Annotated in this window: 22 protein-coding genes; 17 read left to right on the top strand and 5 right to left on the bottom strand. The window is 36.9% G+C overall.

What is annotated here, in order from left to right:
• Nucleotides 1-61: 61 nt before the first annotated feature.
• The 7 genes from abc-f (at nucleotide 62) to HMPREF9257_RS03985 (ending at nucleotide 6,702) form a co-directional block, all read left to right on the top strand.
• Entirely contained in the window at nucleotides 62-1,597 is a 1,536-nt protein-coding gene (abc-f, locus tag HMPREF9257_RS04015; RefSeq protein ID WP_006418582.1) for a ribosomal protection-like ABC-F family protein, read from the top strand.
• 245 nt (nucleotides 1,598-1,842) lie between these two features.
• A complete protein-coding gene (locus HMPREF9257_RS04010) occupies nucleotides 1,843-2,316 on the top strand; it encodes an alpha/beta hydrolase (protein ID WP_006418260.1) in 474 nt (157 codons plus the stop codon).
• Nucleotides 2,317-2,329: 13 nt separating this feature from the next.
• A complete protein-coding gene (locus HMPREF9257_RS04005; RefSeq protein ID WP_006418381.1) occupies nucleotides 2,330-3,073 on the top strand; it encodes a tRNA threonylcarbamoyladenosine dehydratase in 744 nt (247 codons plus the stop codon).
• Nucleotides 3,074-3,078: 5 nt separating this feature from the next.
• On the top strand, nucleotides 3,079-3,882 hold the full coding sequence (locus HMPREF9257_RS04000) for a TatD family hydrolase (RefSeq protein WP_006418500.1): 804 nt from the start codon (nucleotides 3,079-3,081) through the stop codon (nucleotides 3,880-3,882).
• Between the two features lie 28 nt (nucleotides 3,883-3,910).
• Nucleotides 3,911-4,270: a YbaN family protein gene (locus tag HMPREF9257_RS03995; protein WP_006418171.1), complete on the top strand. Its 360-nt coding sequence runs from the start codon at nucleotides 3,911-3,913 to the stop codon at nucleotides 4,268-4,270.
• A 182-nt stretch (nucleotides 4,271-4,452) separates the two neighbouring features.
• On the top strand, nucleotides 4,453-5,052 hold the full coding sequence (locus HMPREF9257_RS03990; protein WP_006418276.1) for a 3'-5' exonuclease: 600 nt from the start codon (nucleotides 4,453-4,455) through the stop codon (nucleotides 5,050-5,052).
• Nucleotides 5,053-5,166: 114 nt separating this feature from the next.
• Nucleotides 5,167-6,702: a cation:proton antiporter gene (locus tag HMPREF9257_RS03985; protein WP_006418514.1), complete on the top strand. Its 1,536-nt coding sequence runs from the start codon at nucleotides 5,167-5,169 to the stop codon at nucleotides 6,700-6,702.
• A 70-nt stretch (nucleotides 6,703-6,772) separates the two neighbouring features.
• On the opposite strand, the gene HMPREF9257_RS03980 is transcribed toward HMPREF9257_RS03985, so the two are convergent.
• A complete protein-coding gene (locus HMPREF9257_RS03980) occupies nucleotides 6,773-7,801 on the bottom strand; it encodes a YeiH family protein (protein ID WP_006418295.1) in 1,029 nt (342 codons plus the stop codon).
• A 162-nt stretch (nucleotides 7,802-7,963) separates the two neighbouring features.
• Here HMPREF9257_RS03980 and HMPREF9257_RS03975 point away from each other — a divergent pair, with 162 nt between their 5' ends.
• A complete protein-coding gene (locus HMPREF9257_RS03975; RefSeq protein ID WP_006418425.1) occupies nucleotides 7,964-8,983 on the top strand; it encodes a CobW family GTP-binding protein in 1,020 nt (339 codons plus the stop codon).
• Between the two features lie 132 nt (nucleotides 8,984-9,115).
• Here HMPREF9257_RS03975 and HMPREF9257_RS03970 read toward each other — a convergent pair whose 3' ends face one another.
• Both HMPREF9257_RS03970 and HMPREF9257_RS03965 read right to left on the bottom strand, forming a co-directional pair.
• On the bottom strand, nucleotides 9,116-9,418 hold the full coding sequence (locus HMPREF9257_RS03970) for a hypothetical protein (RefSeq protein WP_006418200.1): 303 nt from the start codon (nucleotides 9,416-9,418) through the stop codon (nucleotides 9,116-9,118).
• A 6-nt stretch (nucleotides 9,419-9,424) separates the two neighbouring features.
• Nucleotides 9,425-9,955, bottom strand: coding sequence for an EndoU domain-containing protein (locus HMPREF9257_RS03965; RefSeq protein WP_006418369.1), 531 nt, complete (start codon nucleotides 9,953-9,955; stop codon nucleotides 9,425-9,427).
• A gap of 146 nt (nucleotides 9,956-10,101) precedes the next feature.
• Here HMPREF9257_RS03965 and HMPREF9257_RS03960 point away from each other — a divergent pair, with 146 nt between their 5' ends.
• From HMPREF9257_RS03960 to HMPREF9257_RS03935, 6 genes are all read left to right on the top strand, one after another.
• On the top strand, nucleotides 10,102-10,455 hold the full coding sequence (locus HMPREF9257_RS03960; protein WP_006418463.1) for an arsenate reductase family protein: 354 nt from the start codon (nucleotides 10,102-10,104) through the stop codon (nucleotides 10,453-10,455).
• A gap of 30 nt (nucleotides 10,456-10,485) precedes the next feature.
• On the top strand, nucleotides 10,486-11,067 hold the full coding sequence (locus HMPREF9257_RS03955; protein ID WP_006418370.1) for a uracil-DNA glycosylase family protein: 582 nt from the start codon (nucleotides 10,486-10,488) through the stop codon (nucleotides 11,065-11,067).
• Nucleotides 11,068-11,184: 117 nt separating this feature from the next.
• Nucleotides 11,185-12,690, top strand: coding sequence for a hypothetical protein (locus tag HMPREF9257_RS03950; protein ID WP_006418201.1), 1,506 nt, complete (start codon nucleotides 11,185-11,187; stop codon nucleotides 12,688-12,690).
• Between the two features lie 19 nt (nucleotides 12,691-12,709).
• Complete coding sequence (locus tag HMPREF9257_RS03945) at nucleotides 12,710-13,669, top strand: glycosyltransferase family 2 protein (protein WP_006418334.1); 960 nt, start codon at nucleotides 12,710-12,712, stop codon at nucleotides 13,667-13,669.
• A gap of 233 nt (nucleotides 13,670-13,902) precedes the next feature.
• Nucleotides 13,903-14,670, top strand: a complete 768-nt coding sequence (locus HMPREF9257_RS09425; protein ID WP_006418390.1) for a thermonuclease family protein — start codon at nucleotides 13,903-13,905, stop codon at nucleotides 14,668-14,670.
• A 351-nt stretch (nucleotides 14,671-15,021) separates the two neighbouring features.
• Nucleotides 15,022-15,711 (top strand): YitT family protein, encoded by a 690-nt coding sequence (locus tag HMPREF9257_RS03935; RefSeq protein WP_342610063.1) that lies wholly within the window; start codon nucleotides 15,022-15,024, stop codon nucleotides 15,709-15,711.
• Between the two features lie 77 nt (nucleotides 15,712-15,788).
• On the opposite strand, the gene HMPREF9257_RS03930 is transcribed toward HMPREF9257_RS03935, so the two are convergent.
• The gene (locus HMPREF9257_RS03930; RefSeq protein WP_006418134.1) at nucleotides 15,789-17,129 is read right to left on the bottom strand and encodes an MATE family efflux transporter; all 1,341 of its coding nucleotides are present in this window, start codon (nucleotides 17,127-17,129) and stop codon (nucleotides 15,789-15,791) included.
• Nucleotides 17,130-17,388: 259 nt separating this feature from the next.
• Between HMPREF9257_RS03930 and HMPREF9257_RS03925 the strand changes: the two genes are divergently transcribed.
• From HMPREF9257_RS03925 to HMPREF9257_RS03915, 3 genes are all read left to right on the top strand, one after another.
• Nucleotides 17,389-18,348, top strand: coding sequence for a P1 family peptidase (locus HMPREF9257_RS03925; protein ID WP_006418371.1), 960 nt, complete (start codon nucleotides 17,389-17,391; stop codon nucleotides 18,346-18,348).
• Between the two features lie 111 nt (nucleotides 18,349-18,459).
• Nucleotides 18,460-19,221: an ECF transporter S component gene (locus HMPREF9257_RS03920; protein ID WP_006418528.1), complete on the top strand. Its 762-nt coding sequence runs from the start codon at nucleotides 18,460-18,462 to the stop codon at nucleotides 19,219-19,221.
• Nucleotides 19,222-19,243: 22 nt separating this feature from the next.
• Entirely contained in the window at nucleotides 19,244-20,020 is a 777-nt protein-coding gene (locus HMPREF9257_RS03915; RefSeq protein ID WP_006418184.1) for a type III pantothenate kinase, read from the top strand.
• A 146-nt stretch (nucleotides 20,021-20,166) separates the two neighbouring features.
• Here the strand turns inward: HMPREF9257_RS03915 and coaBC are convergent, their stop codons facing one another.
• Entirely contained in the window at nucleotides 20,167-21,387 is a 1,221-nt protein-coding gene (coaBC, locus tag HMPREF9257_RS03910) for a bifunctional phosphopantothenoylcysteine decarboxylase/phosphopantothenate--cysteine ligase CoaBC (protein ID WP_006418202.1), read from the bottom strand.
• Nucleotides 21,388-21,485: the final 98 nt, after the last annotated feature.

The following is a 21,485-nucleotide window of genomic DNA, read 5'->3' as shown; positions in this document are numbered from 1 at the left end:
GTGTGCACTTTTTTGCTTAGCTTGTTTTTAGGACAAAGTAAAAAGAAAGGTGGACATAGTGATGTCTGAGATTGAAATTTATAATTTAAAAAAAGAAATTGCAGGTCACATACTATTTGAAATTAAGGAGATTCTAGTAGAAAAGGGTGCTAGGATTGGCTTAGTTGGCCCCAATGGTCAAGGTAAAAGCTCTTTACTTAAAATTTTGATTGGTCAGGATAACGATTATCAAGGAAAGTGTCAAATCAATAGCAAATTTGCTTATTTACCACAATTAAAACCTGTTTCAACTATGTCTGGAGGGCAGCAAACCCTCAGTGAGTTACAGAAATCTTTTGAAAGTAACGCTCCGATCCTTATTTTAGACGAACCATCAACTAACTTAGATCAATATTGGCGCCAGTGGTTGATTGATCAGCTTAAAGTATATTCAGGCACTTTGATTATGGCTAGTCATGATCGGACCTTATTAAATCAAACGGTCTATCAAATCTGGGAGTTAGACCAGGGAAAATTGACGACTTATCACGGAAATTACACTGACTATAAAAAGGAGAAGGACCAGGCCATCGCGAAACAAGCCCAGGACTATGAGGCTTACCAGGAAAAACGGAAACAGTTGACCCGGGAAATCCATAATCGTCAAGAAAAAGCTAAGCACTTCAAAAAACGCAAAGCGTCAGTATCTGTATCAGACTATAAAGTTAACAACTTTGCCGGTGGTTACGATGGTCAGGAGAAAGCTATGGCTAAGCGGGCAAAAAGCTTGCAAAAGCGGTTGGATAAATTAGAAGAAGTTGCCGCACCAAGTCAGGAAACTCAGTATCTATTTAAGTCGGTTGGGGCTTTGGATCCTAAATCAAAAACTTTGTTAAATCTTGAGCCAGGTGAGGTTATGATCCAGAAACGAAAATTATTTGATTTTAATACGTTCAAATTAAAAATGGGACAAAAAATAGCTTTAACTGGACAAAATCAGGCAGGCAAAACTACTTTCTTAAGGGGAATAGTTAAGCAAATATATCAAGGTTATTATAGTCCAGACTTGAAAATTGGTTATTTTGCCCAGAATTTAAGAAATTTAAACAAGGTACAGTCTGTTCTTGCAAATGTTAGCGAGCATTCCCTTCAAGATATCTACTTAATTAAACAAGTATTAGCATCTTTAGGCTTTGTGGACCATAAACTAAACCAGGAAAGTGGTAGCTTATCCGGAGGAGAACAGGTCCGCCTATCTTTGGCAAGAATACTCTTAGGTGATTATAACCTCTTATTATTGGATGAACCGACTAACTTTTTGGATATAAGGACCTTAGAAGCGGTGGAAGATTTTATTAAAACGTATCCTGGAGCCCTACTTATGGTATCCCATGATGATGCTTTTCTTCAGTCAACCTGCCAGCTGGAATTAAAAATCAAGGACGGTCATCTACTTTGGCCTCAGTATCAAAATAAATATAAGGATACACTAAGTAAGAAAATTGCTTTATTAGAATTTTGCTTACAAAATTTAGTCATGGATTCACAAGCTAATTTGGATGAGATTAAGGCTTTAAAAAATAAAATTGATGAATTAAAGCACAAGGAGTTCGAATAAACTTGTCAATATGAATCTGTCTTGCTATTCTAATAGTTATAAAAGTAGGATTGATCATGATTAAAACAGAAATGTGTCACCACTATAAACTATATCTTGATTTGTTAGATAATACAGATTGTTTAGTCCTTCGAGTGTGTGATTACCATGATGTTGAATTATTGGATAGATAATTACACCTGATAAAACAAACAAAATTAAACTTTTCTTTTATTGGCCTGGAAATTCTTGATTGGGAGGCTGAGATGAGCCCTTGGCCAGCTCCTGCACTTTTTGGTAAAAAGGATTTTTCCGGTCAAGCTCAAGTTATTTTAGACTTTATTCTTATAGACTTACTTGTAAAATACAATCCTCAGATTTTTCCTGTAATTTTGCTAGGCTATTCCTTAGGTGGACTCTTTAGCTTATGGTCTAGCTATCAAACTAAAATTTTTGCATGCTTTGTCCCAGCCTCACCTTCAGTTTGGTATCAAGATTGGGATAAGTATATTGATAAGAATACTTGCTTGAGCCCCCTTGTTTATCTAAGTTTAGGGGATAAGGAAGCGAAGACAAAAAATCAGACGATGGCTCAGGTGGCAGACCGTTTTCTTTTGCAAGCGGACTACTTAAAAAGAAATACAAGTAAGTCTTACCCCCAATGGAACTCTGGCAATCATGTTCAAAATTCAGAAAAACGGTTAGCAGATGGTATTCAGTGGGTTTTAGACTATTTATAGAAGGAATTGAAGTATGGATATAAAATCAGAACGTTTGGATCGATTACGCTTATTATTAAACAATGAGGGACTAAGAGATTTGGCCAAGGCTAAAGTAATGGTGTTAGGATTAGGCGGAGTTGGCTCTGCTTGTGCCATTGCCTTAGCTCGTGGTGGGGTGGGCCAGCTTATTCTCGTAGATCGTGACCGGATTGAACGATCAAATATTAACCGTCAGGCCTTGGCTTTCGAATCAACCCTGGGACGTTTAAAAGTAGAGGTTATGGCAGATATTATCAAGGATATTAATCCTGATTGTCAGTTGGAAAGTATGGCGGCTTTTCTTCATAAAGATAATATTAATGAGCTTCTAGGGCAATTTGGCAGACCAGACTATGTCATTGATTGTATTGATACTGTTTCTCCCAAATTAACCATAGCGCAGTGGTGCCAAAGTCAAGACCTGCCTCTTTTAGCTGCAATGGGGGCAGCCAACAAATTAGATCCATCTTATTTAAAATTTGATTTTATTGAACATACGACTTATTGTCCTCTCTCCAAAGTCATGCGCCGAGAATGTCGTAAACGTGATATAAAAAATTTAGAGGTCTTATATTCTAATGAAATCCCATTTAAAGTGTCAAATCCTCAAGGCCGAGAAAAGGGGGCTACCCTGGGTTCTATGTCATATATGCCACCGATTATGGGACAAATGTTAGCCGGAAAAGTGATTCGGCGCTTAACTAAACTTGAAGCCATGCCCAAAGGGATGAGATGACTAAGATGCAAATAATTGATAGTCATTACCATTTTGATTTTATTCAAGACCGCAATTTAAGGACAGCCTTAATTGACCAACTGAAAAAGCATGGCCTGAGGTTGGTCGGGCAAACTGTTTTGCCGTCGCAGTATAATGGGCTCATAGACTTTCTAAAATCTCAAGGAAATCCTAAAGAAGTCATTCCATCCTTAGGTTTTCATCCCTGGTATATCACATCATATCAACAGGCTGACCAGGAACTTAAGATTTTTTCCGATAATTTGAATCAAACCCATTATATTGGCGAAATTGGTCTGGACTGGAATCCCAAACGTTTAAGCCAGGCTAATCAAAGTCTTCAAACCTATGTTTTGGCAGAGATTTTTAATATGCTTGGGGACCAGAGAGGACAGGATAAGAAATACATCTTGTCGATTCATACCGTCAGATCAGCAAGTGAAGTTTTAGGTGTTTTAATGCCATGGTCCTCGCAATTAGGTCAGAAAATCATTCCCATTTTTCATCGTTTTAATGGGAAGTCTGATGAATTAACTCAATTAATTCGATTAGGTGGCTATATATCGGTTCATCCGGAGATGTTACAACGAAAGAAGGGACGGGCTTATATTAAACAAGTACCTGCGGAGCGACTTTTACTAGAAAGTGATTTACCAGCTAGCCATATTAATGGGCAAGAAGTAGGTGTCGATAAGATATTGCTTGCTTTGGAATCCAGTTTGAACGATACTTTAGACCAAGTGTCAGAGATACGTCAAGCTGATTTTCGTAAACAATTATTTTTGAATCAAAAAAAGCTTTATTCATAATATTTACAAACATTTTAGGAGTGTGACTGTGAAAATTTTATATCTGATTATTGGTTTTATTTCTTTTTTCTTAGGTTCAATGGGAGTTATTTTGCCAGTTTTACCGACGACCCCCTTCATCCTTTTGACTGCCTATTGTTTTGCAAGGTCTTCTGAAAGGTTTGACACATGGTTAAAACAGACTAAAATCTATCAGTTCTATGTGGCCGATTATCTTGAAACTCGTTCTATTCCTCATCAGCGGAAAAAGAAAATGGCTTTTAATTTCCTTATCTTGATGGGGATTTCTATTTTTTTTGCACCTTCCTTATGGTTAAAAGCTGGCTTAACTTTTATCACAATTTCAATGTTAATTACCTTATTTTTTATAGTGCCTACTCGGGACTAAAATGACTGAGTATTCTTTTTAGTGATTCTATTAAATTTATCTTTTTGGAAAGATTTATGATCTATGTAGGCTTATATAGTTAGATTATTTTGGTAATTACTAGAAAGAAGGGTGACGGTAGAGGATGCTATTTTAATGCCCTATATTTAATCTATATATTTAAATTTTAATGGAGGAAATCAATGGAACGTTTAAAAGATTACATTGCTTTTGATTTAGAGTTCACCTCTTTTGAGGAAGATAGTCAGATTATTCAAGTTTCAGCCGTCCGATTTAAACAGGGGCAGGAGGTTGCTCACTTTGATAGCTTTGTGAATACCGACCATGCAATTCCGAGTTTTATTTCTGGATTGACTGGCATTACCTTAGACCAGATACAAGCCGCGCCAAAGATAGATACGGTGATGAATGAATTTAAGGATTTTGTGGGTGACCTACCCTTAATCGGTTATAATGCCTTAAAAAGTGATTTACCTTTACTTAAGGCAAATAATTTAGACTTAGATGCCCAGTATCAAATTGATGTTTACGAAGAAGCAAGAAACCGCCGTGATTCTTATCTGGCGGGTAGTCGAGGTCTTAGTCTGCAAGCCGTTGCGAATTATTTTAAAATTAAGGGAAGAGGCCATAATAGCTTGAACGATGCCCGAATGACTGCATTAGTCTATGAAAAATTACTGGAACTTGAAGAAAATGAAAGTTACCTTCAGCAAGCTAACCAAGAACTAATTGAAAATAATCCCTTTGCTAATCTTTCGGCACTATTTTCAGCTGATAAATAATTGGTATTTCTCCTATATTTTCTGTTCATAAGCATAGGTCAGGCCTATTTTTATGAAACAGTGTATAATTTACTTTATAAAGTAGACTTTTTATATTGATAGGAGGAGAAAACGATGACAGAAATGTTTATCTCACTCATGATTATCGCTGGTATTTCAGCATTTACACCGATAGTCGCAAGAATAATACCCAAACAAATTGTACCAGAAACGGTTCTTCTAATCGTAGCTGGGGCAATTCTTGGACCCAATATGTTTGACTTAATTAAAGCCGATAGTAATGCAATTACTGTTTTATCTGAACTAGGATGTGCTTTTCTATTTCTTTTAGCGGGTTATGAAATTAATCCACGGGTTTTAACAGCAAAAGATGGTAAAAAAGGCTTGGCAACTTGGGCAGTTTCATTATTAATTGCCTTTATTTTAACTAGTTTTTTGCCTCAATTGGCTAGTGGCACTCAAGGTAAGATTGCCACCGCCTTACTGTTTACGACGACCGCTCTAGGGGCTTTGATGCCGATTTTAAAAGAAGAAGGCATAATGGATACAGTCATTGGAGACAAAGTGATTGCCTACGGAACTTGGGGAGAATTGGCCACGGTCTTGGCCATGGCAGTTTTATTATCGACCCGCGCCACTTGGGCCACAGGTTTAATTTTGGGCCTCTTAGTGATTATTTGTCTTTGGATCTCATTCATTGCCAATAAGGCAGTTGAACATGATACGCGTCTTTACAATTTTATTGAGGCTAAGGCCAAAACTACTTCTCAATCAATGGTTCGTCTAACTATCTTATTATTAATTTTACTGGTCGCTTTTTCAGCTGTTTTTGAATTGGATATTGTCTTAGGAGCCTTTGCTGCTGGATTTGTTTTAAGATATATCAGTCCGGCAGATAACAAGGATCTTGAGGAAAAGTTAGATGGTATTGCTTATGGTTTTTTAGTGCCCCTGTTCTTTATTGTATCAGGTGCTCATATTGATTTAGCGGCCGTGCTAAAGTATCCCATCTTACTAGTCGTTTTTATACTAGGTTTAGTTTTAATTCGGGCTATCCCGATTGTAGTATCACTTTCCTTGGAGAAGGATAAAGAGGATAGACTGGATATACACAATCGGTTTTCAGTGGCCTTTTATTGTACTACAGCCTTACCATTAATTGTAGCAATTACAGGAATAGCACAGAGAGCAGGTTTAATGCAAGCAGATATTGCTTCAGTATTAGTTGCCGCAGGAGCCCTAACTGTCTTTGTTATGCCATTATTAGGTAAGCTGACTTATTCCTTAGTGGATGCAGATCCGGTCAACGCAGTGGTTGAGATTTTTCATTCACCACGTGAAATGATGATGATTATTCATAAGCACATCGAATTAGAACGGTCTCGGGCTCGGGAATATCGTGAGATGGCTAGGGAGACCATTCAATCTCGCATAGATCAAATACAGGATCCACAAGAAAAGGCAGCAATGTTAGCCTTGGTGAAACGTCAACAAGCAGAGAATCAAGCTTTTACCAAGGAACAAATAAAAGAAGGCCAAGATTTATGGAACAAGCATAAACAAGAGATTATTGATCTATACCATCAATTTCATCAAGACCAAGATCCTGATCAAGAAATCTTTGAATATTTTGAAGATTCAAGGAAGTAAGCACAATTTAATTGAAAGGTTCCTCGCATGACTAGCAAGCAGAGGAACCTTTTTGAATATAAGGATAAGTTTAAAGTAAGCCCATGACCTTTTGCATGACCAGGCTGACTAGGGTTATACCAAGCCAACAGGTAAAGCCTAAAGAAATCGGTTTAATCCCTTTACGGATGAGTTGGATTAGGTTGGTATTTAAACCAATCGCTACCATGGCCATGACTATCATAAATTTTGATAGAGTCTTTAGGGGATTAAAGAGGGAAGGATTGAAACCAAAGCTGGAAAATAAACTAGTGATGAGTGAAGCAAGGATGAAATATAGGATAAAGGTAGGGAAAGCTCGCTTGAATGAAAATCTTTGATCGTGTGTCCTATTCTTTTTACTTTGGATAAAACTTAGGCCGAGTGTAATCGGTATAATAGCTAGGGTTCGGGTAAGTTTTACGGTTACAGCTTTGTCTAAGGTTTGGCTACCTAAGTGGTACAAGGAATCCCAAGTAGCTGCAGTGGCTGTAACTGAAGAAGTATCGTTGACTGCGGTTCCTGCAAAAATACCAAAAGCTTGGCCGCTACTTGTGTCAAACCCTAAAGCTTGACCTAAACTTGGGAAAACCAGAGCAGCAATGACATTAAATAGAAATATAACAGAAATAGCTTGAGCAACTTCTTGGTCATCCGCATCAATTACTGGTGCTGTTGCAGCAATAGCTGAACCGCCACAAATCGAAGACCCAACCCCAATCAGGGTAGCAAGGTTAAGGGGTAATTTTAATACTTTTTGCATTAGGTAAGCCAAGGCCAAGGCCACAGTGATGGTCGAAAGAATAATCGGTAGGGATTGTGCTCCAGTTTTGAGAATAATGTTGAGATTTAAGCCAAAGCCTAATAGAACAACGGCTGCTTGAAGGACTTTTTTAGCAGTAAATTTAATCCCCACTTGATAGTCTTTCGCATCTTTGACCAAATTATGACATAACATACCTAGCAAAATGCCAAAGACGGGTCCACCAATCAAGGGGAATACTTGTCCTAAAAACCAAGCCACTAATGCAAAAACAAGACATAGACAGATGCCTTTAATTAGTTTATTTATTTTATTCATAGGTCAACTCCATTTCTAATACATTTATTATAGGGTTTTGAGTTCGAACTGACAATATCAACCTTTATAGGCTCAAATATTGACAATTTCAATGCTCGGTATTATGATAAGACTTATCGAATAAATCGTAGTGGTTACTGTTTTGATAGAAAGAGGTTCACAATGGGAATTCCAATTACCTTAGTTTCCGGATTTTTAGGCTCTGGTAAAACTAGTTTAATAAATCAAGTCTTAAAAACTAGTCAAAATGTCAAAGAAATTGCCGTGATTGAAAATGAAGTCGGCGATGTCGGAGTAGACCATAAATTAATCTTTGAATCAGTTGAAGAAATTTATCAGTTAAATCAAGGCTGTATTTGTTGTAATTTAAGGTCAGATTTATTAGCCATCTTAAAGAATATTCGTGATATGTATCAAACTGGGATGTGGAATTTAAAACATATCATTATTGAAACGACAGGGATTGCTGACCCTAGACCTATTGTACAAACAATTCAATTAATGGCAGGGAATGACCACTTTTTCTTTGTTGATTCCGTGTATACTGTGGTCGATGCCATTAATTATAAAGACTCATTGACAAAATTTGAAGAAGTTTCTCAACAGATAGTCTTTGCAGACCGGATTTATCTTTCTAAGCTAGGTCAAGAAGATGCCTCCGTGATTAAAGCAGACCTCAGTCATTTAAATCCATTTGCTCAAGTTATTCCCTTTGACTTAGATGTTCCTATTGAAAGCCATCAATTCTTCAATCAAGGATTATATAATAAAGTATTTGAACCTGAAGAATTACAGGCCATGCTGCAGGCGGAGGAAAGTAACTATGACCATGACCATCACCATCATCACGAAGAAGGTCATAATCATGGCCATCATCATGACCACCATGGGATTGAAACTATCTATCTAGAGACTTCTTTACCTTTAGATGGTAATCAAGTTCAATATTTCATTGATTGGCTTATGATGTCACAACAAGACCGACTTTATCGTTATAAAGGCTTTATCAAATTGACTAATCAAGACCATGCCTACTTACTTCAAGGTGTTTCTATGAATTATCAGTTTGCCCCAGTGGTTAATAATGACAAAATGAAGACGCAACTGGTTTTGATTGGTAAGGAAATGGATGAAAAATTAATTACAGATGCTTTTTCAGATTTGAAGTCTCTATCCATGTAGTAAGGACTTCCTTTCAAGAATTTATTTTTATCTTTTTCGATATTCATAAAATTAACAAAATCGCCTGCAGGATTTAAATCCACTCAGCAGGCGATTTTTTGAATGTATTCAAATTTAATAAGAGAAGTTTGCTTAGCGACGACTTAAGCGCGACCAGAAAAGAAAAATTGAAATAAAGTCTTGGCTGGTTAGTTTTATTTCTTGTTCTCCTAGTTCATCGCTGATAAGAGCTTGATTAGAATCTAAGTTCAGACTAAAGGTATTTCCTGAAAATTCACTTTTTTGTCTGCTAGTTTTGACTTCTTGGATTGCATCCATAATGAGGTCGGCAAAACTAGCTCCTTCCACTTGTAAGAAACTATCAAGTAGGTCTTTATCCTTACCATCTAGCTTAACATGCCATTTTCCTTTGTTTTTTTCAAAATAATAATACATTTTTATCTACCTTTCATAAATTGGAAATGCCGAAATAATTTTCTGATCATCCGTTAAATACATTTGGATAGTAATGCCTTGACTAGCTCCTTCATAGATATTGCCTGAAACATGATCAGCCATGTCATAGGCCTCATTGATGGCATCAACGACTTCTTGGGGGCTCCAATCTTTGGGGAAGAAGGTGGACATGGCTTTTTTCTTTTGCCCTTCAATCTTTACTTTAGCCCGGTAAACCCCATGCTTATCATTCTTGGAACGGGTGTCAGGCAGAATTTGAGCCATTTGACTGATACCTTCGTAATGGTAACCCGTTGCATTACCTTTGCGATTGATACTACCGTAAAAAATATGTTCTAAGGCATGACGATTGAAATGTTGGGTGTTTTCTAGATCTGATAGTCTAAATTGACTATCCTGAAGCTGGCTTTCTTGTTTTTCTTGGTTAGCTTGACTTGGATTACTTGAATTACTTTGACAAGCTAGGGCAGAGTAAAGGGTGACTAACAAGAAAAGTAGGCGTATTAATTTTTTCATATATTCCTCCCAATTCTAGTATGATTATAACGATTTTATAATTAGCCTTCAATGAATTACTATCCAATTACTTGTATTTCTATCTAGCAGGGTTACAATAAAACAGTAGTTGTCTTTGAACTAAGTCTTGAAAGGAGTCTGGATCCATGCAATTCATTCATTTACCTCAATGTTCAACATGTAAACGTGCAGAAAAGTGGTTACTAGAAAATAATATTGGCTTTGAAAGTCGCCATATACTGGAAGATACGCCTAGGCCCGAAGAGTTAAAGGAATGGTATCTAGTTTCTGGGGTGCCAATTAAACGATTTTTTAATACGTCTGGTAATAAATATAAAGAACTGGGACTCAAGGATAAGCTGAATACCCTGTCCTTAGACCAACAAATAGAACTGTTAGCGAGTGATGGGATGCTGATTAAACGTCCCATATTAGTAGAAAAGGATCAAATCTTAATTGGTTTTAAAGTAGATCAGTGGCAAGCTAATTTTGACAAATAATGTATTTCATTAGGAGAGGAAGCTAGATTTTTGACGATAGAAGAGATTATCCAAGCCTTGAAAACAGACCCAAGAAATGAAAGTTATAGTCAACGTGGAATCCCACCGGTGCTTCAAATTAATCCAGAGGCCAAACTACTAATTATTGGTCAAGCACCTGGATCCCATGTTGAAAAGTCCTTAATTCCCTTTGATGATAAGTCAGGGGTAACCTTAATGGAGTGGTTAGGAATTGGTCCAGAAAGTTTTTATAGCCAAGAAGTTGCGATTATGCCTATGGACTTTTATTATCCTGGAAAGGGGAAAAGTGGTGATTTGCCACCAAGGAAATTTATTGCACATGATTATCATCAAAGCATCTTGGCCTTAATGCCTAAAATCCAAATGACCTTATTAATTGGTGCATATGCCAATAAGTTTTATTTAGGTAAAGCTTTTAAAAAGAACTTGACCCAAACTATAGCAAGCTATCAAGAGTATTTGCCTGATTATTTCCCTTTAGTTCATCCCAGCCCTCTTAACTTTAGGTGGCAGGCTAAGAATCCCTGGTTTAAGAAAGATGTATTACCTGATCTAAAAATAAAGGTTGCTCAAATATTAGGTGAAAATTAGGACCATCCTTCTATCGAGGTTCAATAAAAAATATAGATTGAGGATAGTCTTTTAAATCATGGTCAGGTATAATGATTGAGTTATATGAGCAATGGATAAGATAGGGAGTATGAAAAGATGAAGCAATGGCAAAATAGTTTAACTAAATTATTAATTTACATGGCCCAGCTTTGTGTCCTGTTGGTATTAACTTGGATTATTTGGCGAAATCTAAACCATATGGCTTATGTAGAATTTATCGGTGGTGAAAAAGTAGATATTTTACAAGCGACTTGGTCATGGCTTCCTTTTGCCGCTTTGAGCTTAGCCCTCGTGTTTTTGGCAGCTAACTTTAAGGGACGAACGGTTTATATAGTTTGTTCTTTGATATATTGCCTTCTCTTTATTTTCTTATCCAGTCAAATTGATTTTGGACTAAGGGCAGATGCTGATATTGTCTACCAGTTGAGTCAAACTCTTTTTTCAGAAAATAAGGCAGCAGTTTTTTCAGAAGATTACTTTTTAAAATATCCTTTTCAGCTAGGACTTATGATTTATGATGGACTCTTAACTAGATTATGGTCCTCTCCTAAAATAATATTTTTTGTTAACTTTTTGCAAATCTTAGCCATAAATTACTTAGTAGCTAAATTAACTCTTCTCGTCTTTGGTGACCGTCATGGCCTAGAGTCAATGACCATTATGCTTAGCTTCTTATTTTTACCCCAATTAATTTATGTACACTTTGGCTATGGGTTGATTCCTGGTTTCTTCTTTTTAATCCTGGGTGCCTATTTGCTAATGAAAGGCATCAAAGCAAGCCAATTTGCTTGGGCATACTACCTTACCGCTTGTTTGGCTTTTAGTCTGTCGGTAATAATCCGACAGAATTTCGCGATTGGAATTATTGCGATTATTATTGGTTTATTCGTGAGTCTAATTGGTAAAAATTCTTGGTCAAAAGTTTTTCTTCTTTTAAGCTTGATCGCTTGCTTGATATTACCTAGTCGTTTATTAGCCTTTAGTTATGAATTAATTCTCGACCAGTATTTTCCTAGTGGGTCTCCATCGAATCTATGGGTCGCCATGGGAACTGACCCTCAAAACTTAGACCGGTCAGCAGGATGGTATAATGGTTTTAATTATAATACTATGTCTCAAGTAAATAATGATTATGATCAAGCGAAAGCTATTGGACAAACCAAACTTAAGGAAAATATTGCTTATTTTCAAGAAAATCCAGCTTATTTTCAAGATTATTTCAATTTAAAAATTGATTCTCAATGGACTGAACCAACCTTCCAGTCACTTTGGACCACATCTCGAGCAGCACAAACTTATCATTCAAAGTGGGGGGGAAGTCTCCATCAAGAATCTTTTACTTTTGCCAATATCTACCAGGCCTGTCGTGGAATTTATTTATTAATATTAATAGCTAGTTTGGCTTTTATTTGTATCCACTTCCGTGGAAAAGCAAGTTTCCTACCGTTTATGATTTATCTCGTTGGAGGCTTCCTTTTTCATTTGGTCTGGGAAGGGAAGAGTCAATATCTTTATACCTATGTATTCACATTAATTCCACTGGCAGCAAGACTATTGAATGATATTGTTTACTATATACCAGGCTGGAATTCACAAGATTAGCCTAATTTAGGAGGATAAAATGGACTTACCGATCTTATACTTAGTTATTCCCTGTTATAATGAAGCAAAAGTACTCCCTCAAACTCATCCCTTATTCTTAAATAAAATTCGGAATTTAATTCAAGCAGCAAAAATTTCGCCTCTTAGTCAGATTATGTATGTAGATGATGGGTCTAAGGATAAGACCTGGGATTTGATTGAAGGATTTTCCATGGAAAATCACCATACGCAAGGAATTAGTCAAAGTCGAAATCGTGGTCACCAAAATGCTATTTTTGCTGGGATGATGGAAGCGAGAGAACAGGCTGATATCGTGATCACTATCGATTGTGATGGACAAGACGATATTAATTGTATTGATCAAATGGTCGCGGCCTACCAAAATGGTTCCGATATAGTTTATGGGGTGAGGTCTAATCGAAAGTCAGATACTTGGTTTAAAAGAAGTTCAGCCCAACTTTTTTATAAATTAATGGCCTTTTTAGGTGCTGATACCATTTATAATCATGCAGATTATCGCTTATTATCGAAGCGAGTCTTAAATGAATTGTCAAATTATAAAGAAGTGAATTTATATCTAAGAGGCTTGATTCCTTTAATTGGTTTTAATTATTCTGTCGTGGAGTATGAACGGTATGAACGAATGGAAGGTGAGAGCCATTATCCTCTATCAAAAATGTTGACCTTAGCTTTTGATGGTATTACAAGTTTGTCGATTAAGCCCATTCGCTTAGTAACCTTAATGGGGGCTTTTGCGACACTTCTCAGTTTGCTTTTAATTATATGGGTATTTTATGGATATTGGACGGATAATACAGTGGCTGGTTGGGCTTCAACCTATATTGTAGTCTGCTTTATGGGAGGAATCCAATTATTATCCATTGGTGTTATAGGGGAATACATTGGTAAGATATATCTGGAAGTTAAAGCTCGTCCAAAATATATTATTGCTAAACGCACGCAAAAAGAAGAAATTTAAAAGCATTAAATATTTTTAATTGATAGTCACATTAAAAACTAGTCCTTGTGGGCTAGTTTTTTGTATATGCATTTAAGTTAATATTAAAATTTTGTTAAACTTAGTAACATTGAACTAGTAAAATTTAAGATTTTTGAGTGATTTTTCGTGAAAATATATTAGATAAAAATAGTATATTGACGAAATATTTAAGTTGTAATTATAATAGAAAGGAGAAAAAAGAGGTTGAACAAATGAAAAATTATTTTAAATTTATTTTATTATTTATTTTTATTTTTACTTGTATGAATCCCAATCAAAAGTCATTGGTCTTTGCCAATATCGATTTCGAAAGGCTAGGCTATTCAACAATTGCTCAAAGGGCAGGCAGTCAAGAAAGTGTGTTTGAAGTCATTGATTATTCTGTAATTGATGGGGATACGGCAGATTTTATCTTAGACCGAAAAACCGAGCCCTCAATTAAAGCCCGCTTTTTACTAATTGATGCCCCCGAATTACGAGGGGGTGTTCCCTATAGTAAGGCTGCTAAGAAAAGAGTCAGTGAGCTATTGAGCCAAGCTGATTTGATCGAGGTTGAATACGAAGGCCCAGAAAAGGATAAATATGGTCGTGATTTAGTCCATGTTTGGGTTGATGGTATTTTGCTAGAAGAAATTATGGTTAGGGAAGGTTATGCGATTGCTCGTTATATCCAAGCGTACTTACCTAACTCCCCTTATGCAGAAGCAATTTATGCTGCCCAAGACCAGGCCAAGTATGAAGGTGTGCGCGTCTGGGTGGATGGTGATATCAATTATATCAACCAGGCCGAATATCTAAATACTAATGCGTCTACCGCTTCCAATCAAGTGAACTTTACAGATCCTATTTTAAATGAAGATGTTTATTATAAAAATTGTAAAGAGGTAAAAGCAGCAGGGAAAGCACCTATTTATCCAGGCGATCCTGGTTTTAGACCCCAGTTTGATCGGGATAATGATGGAATCGGATGTGAAGTATAGAAAGAAAACGTTTACCTTATATTTCAGAGTTATTATATTTCATATATTTTATTTAGTGTGGTATCCTATCGGGGATGGGGTAAGACCCCGATGGTTACCATATGAAAAAATGTCTTGTACCATATGGTAGTTTTTATCTGTTCAGCTATCTTCATTGTGACTAACTATCTGATGTGATCGTTATGTTGAAGAAGTGTGCCTATCAGAGTTCTTACAAGAAAGAATCATCAAACAAAATAACACATCAACCACCATCAGATTGTACAGCACGGAGCTTGTCTCACGGCCAGGGTAGTCTTTATTAATGGCCAAAATGCACAAGCCTCTGTGTGTAGACAAAAAAGAGGTTGAATTATTATTAAAACGCAACAAAACATTGGATTTTCTTTTGCATCTCTCACTAATTATTTAACTAATAAATTCCAAATAAGTCTTAAAGATTTTGCTTGGATTAATTTAGGAAATTTCATTATGGCTTTTGCTATGGTAAATATTCATATTCCCGCGCGAATTAGTGAGGGCGGAGTAATGGGCTTAGCTTTAGTTTTTTACCAATTAAATGGCTTTAACCCAGCCACAGTCAATCTAGTTCTAGATTTAAGTCTTTATTTTATTGGTTTCTTATGTTTGAGTCGGGCTTTCCTACCTAGGGCAATTCTTACAACTGTTTCCTATTCAATCATTTATAGTTTATGTTATAAATTAGGGCCCATCTTGCCTTCTTTACAGGATGCCCCTCTATTTGCCGCTATTATTGGAGGGATATTAGTCGGACTTGGTTGCGGCTTGGTTGTTTCACGGGGATGTGTGGCTGGTGGTGAAGATTGTCTAGCCCTAATAAATGTTAAATACAATCATTTATCGCTCTCGATGGCCTATTTCATTAGTGATTTTATTGTATTAGCTTTATCATTTGTAGTTTATATGCCTTTTACTAATGTCTTAATTTCATTAGTTACGACTTTTATTTCATCTTTTATTATTGGTCAGTTTGAATTGAAACTACCCCAAACAAATTTCAAACCCGTTTCTTTTAGCTAATCTTTAATTTTTCTATAAATTAAAAACACTTGTTATCTTCCTGTATGGAAAGATGACGAGTGTTTTAGTAATATTTGCTATATTTCAATTTGAGTCCATTTACCTTGTTTGAAGCGATGACGTAGAAGAACAAAACGGGAAAGTTGATCAGATAAAACACCCAGCCAGATACCCATTTGACCGAGTAAAAAGACATTAACTAAAAGGAGAGTCATGCTGGTACGAATGATTGTGACTGAAATAATCCCGGCCATCAAAGTATAACGCACATCCCCACCAGACCGTAAACATCCGCCAAAGATAATTTGGGAAATTTGTAAAAGGACAATAACCATAATAAACTGGGTTACCATGGTGGCTTCACCTATTATTTCTGGGTTGTCAAAGTAGATTTCCATGACATTTTCACCAAAGAAGAGGAGAAAAGCAGAAAGTCCAATTGAAATAATGAGTCCGATTCGTTGGCAAACATGGCCGTATAAAACGGCGATATCCGGGCGCTTTTGTCCGAGCGCACGGCCGGCTAGGGCGACTGCGGCTACTTGCATCCCATCCCCAAATGAAAATCCTAGAGATAAAATATTCATACCGGCATTATAAATCGCAAAAGAATCTGTACCTAATTTTGCTGCAGTTAATGCGGTTGCTAGGAAGCCCACCCGCATAAAAAGGTTCTCTATAAACATATTTGAGCCTAGATTAAAAATAGAGGCAGCCGTGCTCTTATGCATGCGAACTTTTTCCTTTATAATATAAGGAATTTGAACTAGACTTTGTTTCTTGAATAATGAACGAATGCTCATCAACATAGCAATAAAAGACCCGAAGACCGTTGCAAAGGCTGCTCCTCTTAGGCCTAAGGCCGGAAACCCTAAATTTCCATTTATTAATAGATAGTTAAAAATGATATTAATAATGGAAGAGGTCAAATTTGTGGTGAAGGCAATTCTGGTATTACCAGATCCCCTTTGGGCTGCATTAATGACCATGGCGGTCACGTTAAATATTAAGCCAGCCATAATAATGGTAAAATATTGAACCGATGCGGTATGGGTATCTTGATTGGATCCAGCAAGATGCATAATTGTATCTGCATAAAAGACCATGGCAAAACTAATTAAAATACACAAACTCAGAGCTATAATGAGTGCGGTTAATAAGACCTCATTCGCCCCATATTTATCATCTTGCCCCCGACGACGGGCGACAAGTGCAGAAACTGCGATTGATATTGCTATAAATGCTGTGAATCCAATTAACTTTGGTTGAGTAGTTAAGCCTACGGCAGCGATGGCATATGAACCGAGTGACCCCACCATCATGGTATCAATCATAGCGGCTAGAGAGATGAAGAAGGACTCAAGTACCGAGGGCCAGGCCATTTGTAGGGCGGTTTTATAATATTCTTTATCTTCCATAATTTCCTTTCGTTAATTAATAATAAAGCCTAAAAACTGTATGTAAAAGTTATCATACTCCTTTTCCACATCAATAGCTAGTTTGTAATACTCTAAGAAAATAAATTAAAAATAAGACTTAGTATGATTTATTCCTCGTAAACATGCTACACTTAGCTAGTCTATATTCTTTAAAAAGTAAATATCAATAGTATGTAAATCGCTTTCCAAAAAGACTTGTATTATTAAAATTTTATTGTAAACTAAGGGGGATATTATCGTGTATCAAGGTTATATTACGGATGTGCCAGGTATAGAAGTAGGTCATGCTCAGAACTATGAAGCCATGACAGGTTGTAGTGTTATTTTAACAAAAAAAGGTGCAGTTGGCGGTGTAGACGTTCGGGGATCTGCGCCGGGAACAAGAGAAACTGACCTATTTGGTCAGAAAAAGACGGTTAACCAAGTACATGCGATTGTGCTTGCCGGAGGTTCAGCCTTCGGTTTAGATGCTGCTGGCGGTGTGATGAAATATTTAGAAGAGGAGGGGGTGGGCTATCAAACGCCAGTCATTAAAGTTCCTATCGTGTCTTCAGCGGTTATTTTTGATCTGGGATTAGGCTCTAGTCGAATTCGTCCTGATTATCATATGGGTTATTTGGCTGCAAAAAATGCAAAGGTCAATGAATCGCTCCAAGGAAACATCGGCGCAGGTACAGGAGCTTCTGTTGGTAAAATATTAGGACCAAATTATATTATGAAAACGGGACTTGGGTCAGCTTCGGTTAAGTTGGGGTCCTTAGTAGTTGGAGCCTTGGTGGTTTTAAATGCCATGGGAGATGTATTTGACAGAAACCAGGGTGAACAGATAGCTGGCGTCTATGACCGTCAAAAGAAACATTTTCTTAAAACAAGCGATTTGTTACGACAATTTCACATGGAAAATGCGATTACTAATACGACGATTGCTTGTATTGCTACCAATGCACGTTTTGATAAGGAACAAACCAATAAACTAGCTGAAATGACCCATAATGCCTTTGCTAGAACGATTGCACCCGTGCATACTTCTTCTGACGGCGATACCATTTTTGCTTTAGCCACTCAAGAAGTAATGGCAGATTTAAATCTTGTAGGCGTGATGGCTATTGAGGCAATGGAGAAAGCTATTATGAATGCTGTGTATGCGGCAGATGCCTATCAAAACTTTCCGGCATATCAAAATATTTTTAAACCTTAATCTATTCATCAGCCTAGATCATAAGACTAGGACTGAGAAATGGTTAACAACGAAACAATATCGATAACAAAATAGACCAGTATCCTTTGGAACTGGATCGGAGGTAAAAAAATGAATAATAAAGTTTTAATGCGTAGATTTGATGCCCATAAAATTGCTATTGTTGGAATTATGGGGGCGTTAACGATAGTTTTGGGGTCAACTCCCTTAGGTTTCATTCCAATTGGAGTGACAGGTGCGACCACCATGCATATTCCAGTTATCACATCGTCAATCCTTTTTGGCCCAGCTGTTGGTTCATTAGTTGGCTTGATTTTTGGAGTATTTTCAATGATGAAGGGTATCTTAAATCCGACTCCTTTCTCTTTTGTGGTCCTTAACCCCTTAGTATCAGTTCTACCGCGTATTCTTATTGGGATTTTTCCTTACTATATTTATAGTTATTTAAATCATGTTGGACTTAAGAAAGCTAAGATTGCTCTATCTATTTTTTGGTTAGCAATTTTAGGCTATTTAGGCCATGGAATTTTTGCAGCAATTCAAGCGGGGAATACTATGTCTATTTGGGTAAATAGTGGTTTGTTTATCCTGGTGGCGGCCATGGCCCTCTTAGAATTTTCAAAACTTGCCGATTCTTACCAGGCTTCTTTAGATAAAGTCATCGCTGCGATAGTCGGCACCTTAACGAATACCGTAGGGTTTTTGGGTGGTGTCTATCTCTTTTATGGTGAACGATATGTATCACTTATGGGAGTGGATCCAGCCAATGCTGGTAAAACGATTCTAGGAATAGGAATTGTGAATGGTATTCCTGAATGTATTATCGCGATTATTTTAGTGATGGCAATTACCAAAGCCCTAGGAAGAAAATAGAATTAAAGAGAAGGGTTGATCTATGTTATTAGCGATTAATATTGGCAATTCAAATATTGATTTAGGGCTTTACCAAGATCTAAGTTTAATTCACCATTGGTGTGTTTCAATGGATCCAAATAAGACAGTGGATGAATATGGCCTTTTATTCACACAATTATTAGCTAGTGAAGCTGTGGAAGTTGATCAAGTAAGTGCTATTATTTTATCTTCCGTGGTCCCTAATATTATGGATACCATGCCGATTGTTTGTCAAAAATTTTTTAAGCAATCCCCTATGATTGTTGGCGCGGGGGTTAAAACAGGATTGAACATTCGTTATGATGATCCTAAAGAAGTAGGAGCAGATCGAATAGTTAATGCTGTGGCAGTCAAAGAAAATTACGGTACACCAGCAATTGTTATGGATATGGGGACTGCTTTTACTTTTGATGTCATAGATGTTAAAGGAGATTACGTTGGCGGCTTAATCAGTCCAGGAATTAAAATTACTGCTGATAGTCTGGTGGCCTCAACTTCAAAATTACCTAAGATAGAAATTAAGCACCCACGTCATCTAATTGGTAAAAATACAGTTCAAGCAATGCAATCTGGGCTTGTTAATGGATATATTGGAATGGTTGATTATATCATCAAAGCAATTGTAAAGGAAATGGACCTATCTATAGATCAAACCAATTTAGTTGCAACAGGTAATTATGCTAAGTTAATCGCTAACCTGTCTGATTATCCGATTGAGATAAATCCTTTATTGACTTTAGAAGGATTATGTTTAATCTATCAGCGAAATAAAGCATAGTTTAATTATCTTTCTAGCAAATATTGAGTTTACAAAAACGAGATTGAAAGAGAATTTAGATAAAATCGAATGAGGCAATAATCGTATATAAATTATTGTAAAAAATCAGGACTAAGCAGAAAAAGCTCAGTCCTTTTTTAAATTACCTATTTAGTATTTGCTTTAGTTATGAACATGTCACTGACGCGGTCTAAAATAATATTGGCTAAATCTTCTTTAGACATCAAAGGAAGTTCTTCAGCTGCTTGACTTTGGTCGAGTAGAGTGACGGCATTATTATCAGTTTGGAAGCCTGCATCAGCTCGCTTGATATTATTAATGACGATCAAGTCAAAATTTTTAGACTCTAGTTTTTTGCGACCATTTTCTAGTTCATTTTGTGATTCTGCAGCAAAACCAACAATTATTTGGTCTTGCTTTAATTGGCCAAAGTGGAGCGCAACATCAGGATTTTTGACTAATTCAAGGTTTAAACCAGCGCCTTGGCTAAGTTTTTTAATTTTTTGATTGGCTATTTGGGCAGGGCGGAAATCAGCTGGAGCGGCCGCTTTAATCAGACAGTCACTTTGGTCAAAGTTCTTTTCAACTGCGTCGAAGAGGTCGAGGGTTGATTTAATTTCGATAAATTGATCGACTTTAGGTCGGGGTAAGTGGCTGGGGCCTGAGATTAAAGTGACCTTGGCCCCCCGTTTTTTTGCTTGATTAGCTAAGGCATAACCCATTTTACCTGATGAATAATTGGATAAATAACGGACCGGATCGATCGCCTCTTGGGTTGGACCAGCTGTAATCGTAAAGCGTTTACCGATTAAGTCTTTAGGTCGTAGACAGGTGTCAATAGCATCGACGATATCTTCAGGTTCAAGCATTTTGCCAGCCCCCTTGTCCTGACAAGCTAAAAGATCATCTTGGGTGTCAAGAACCTGGTGTCCGCGTTTCCTTAATGTTTGTATATTTTCTTGGGTGGCAGGATGGTTTAGCATAAAGGTATTCATTGCTGGAACAATAATCAGAGGGCTGCGATGCGCTAAGTAAACTGAGGTTAATAAATCATCTGCGATCCCTAGGGCAAATTTGGCAATGGTATTGGCAGTGGCAGGGGCAACGACAAAGACATCCGCCCATTTTGCTAGTTCAATGTGTTCTACTAAAGGACTAGCTGGTTTTTTATCAAAAAGATCTTGATAAACATAGTTTCCTGATATAGTTTGAAAGGTGAGTGGCGTGACAAATTCTTGAGCCGCTTGGGTCATAATGACTTTGACTTGGGCACCTTGCTTACGTAATAAAGAAACAATGGCGGGAGCCTTATAAGCAGCGATTCCACCGGTCACTGCTAAGAGGATTTTTTTATTGGTTAATTGCACGGAGATTCTCCTTTTTAATTTCTTATTCTTATCCTTATTTTAACATATGTCTTCTTAAAATTTCCCTCATATAATTGACTTTAAGTTAAAGTAATTAC

Origin of the sequence: Eremococcus coleocola ACS-139-V-Col8 (assembly GCF_000183205.1) — a bacterium.
In the GTDB taxonomy this organism is placed as follows: domain Bacteria; phylum Bacillota; class Bacilli; order Lactobacillales; family Aerococcaceae; genus Eremococcus; species Eremococcus coleocola.
The sequence above is the reverse complement of the archived record's forward strand: the minus strand, read 5'-3'. Positions and strand labels throughout refer to the sequence as shown.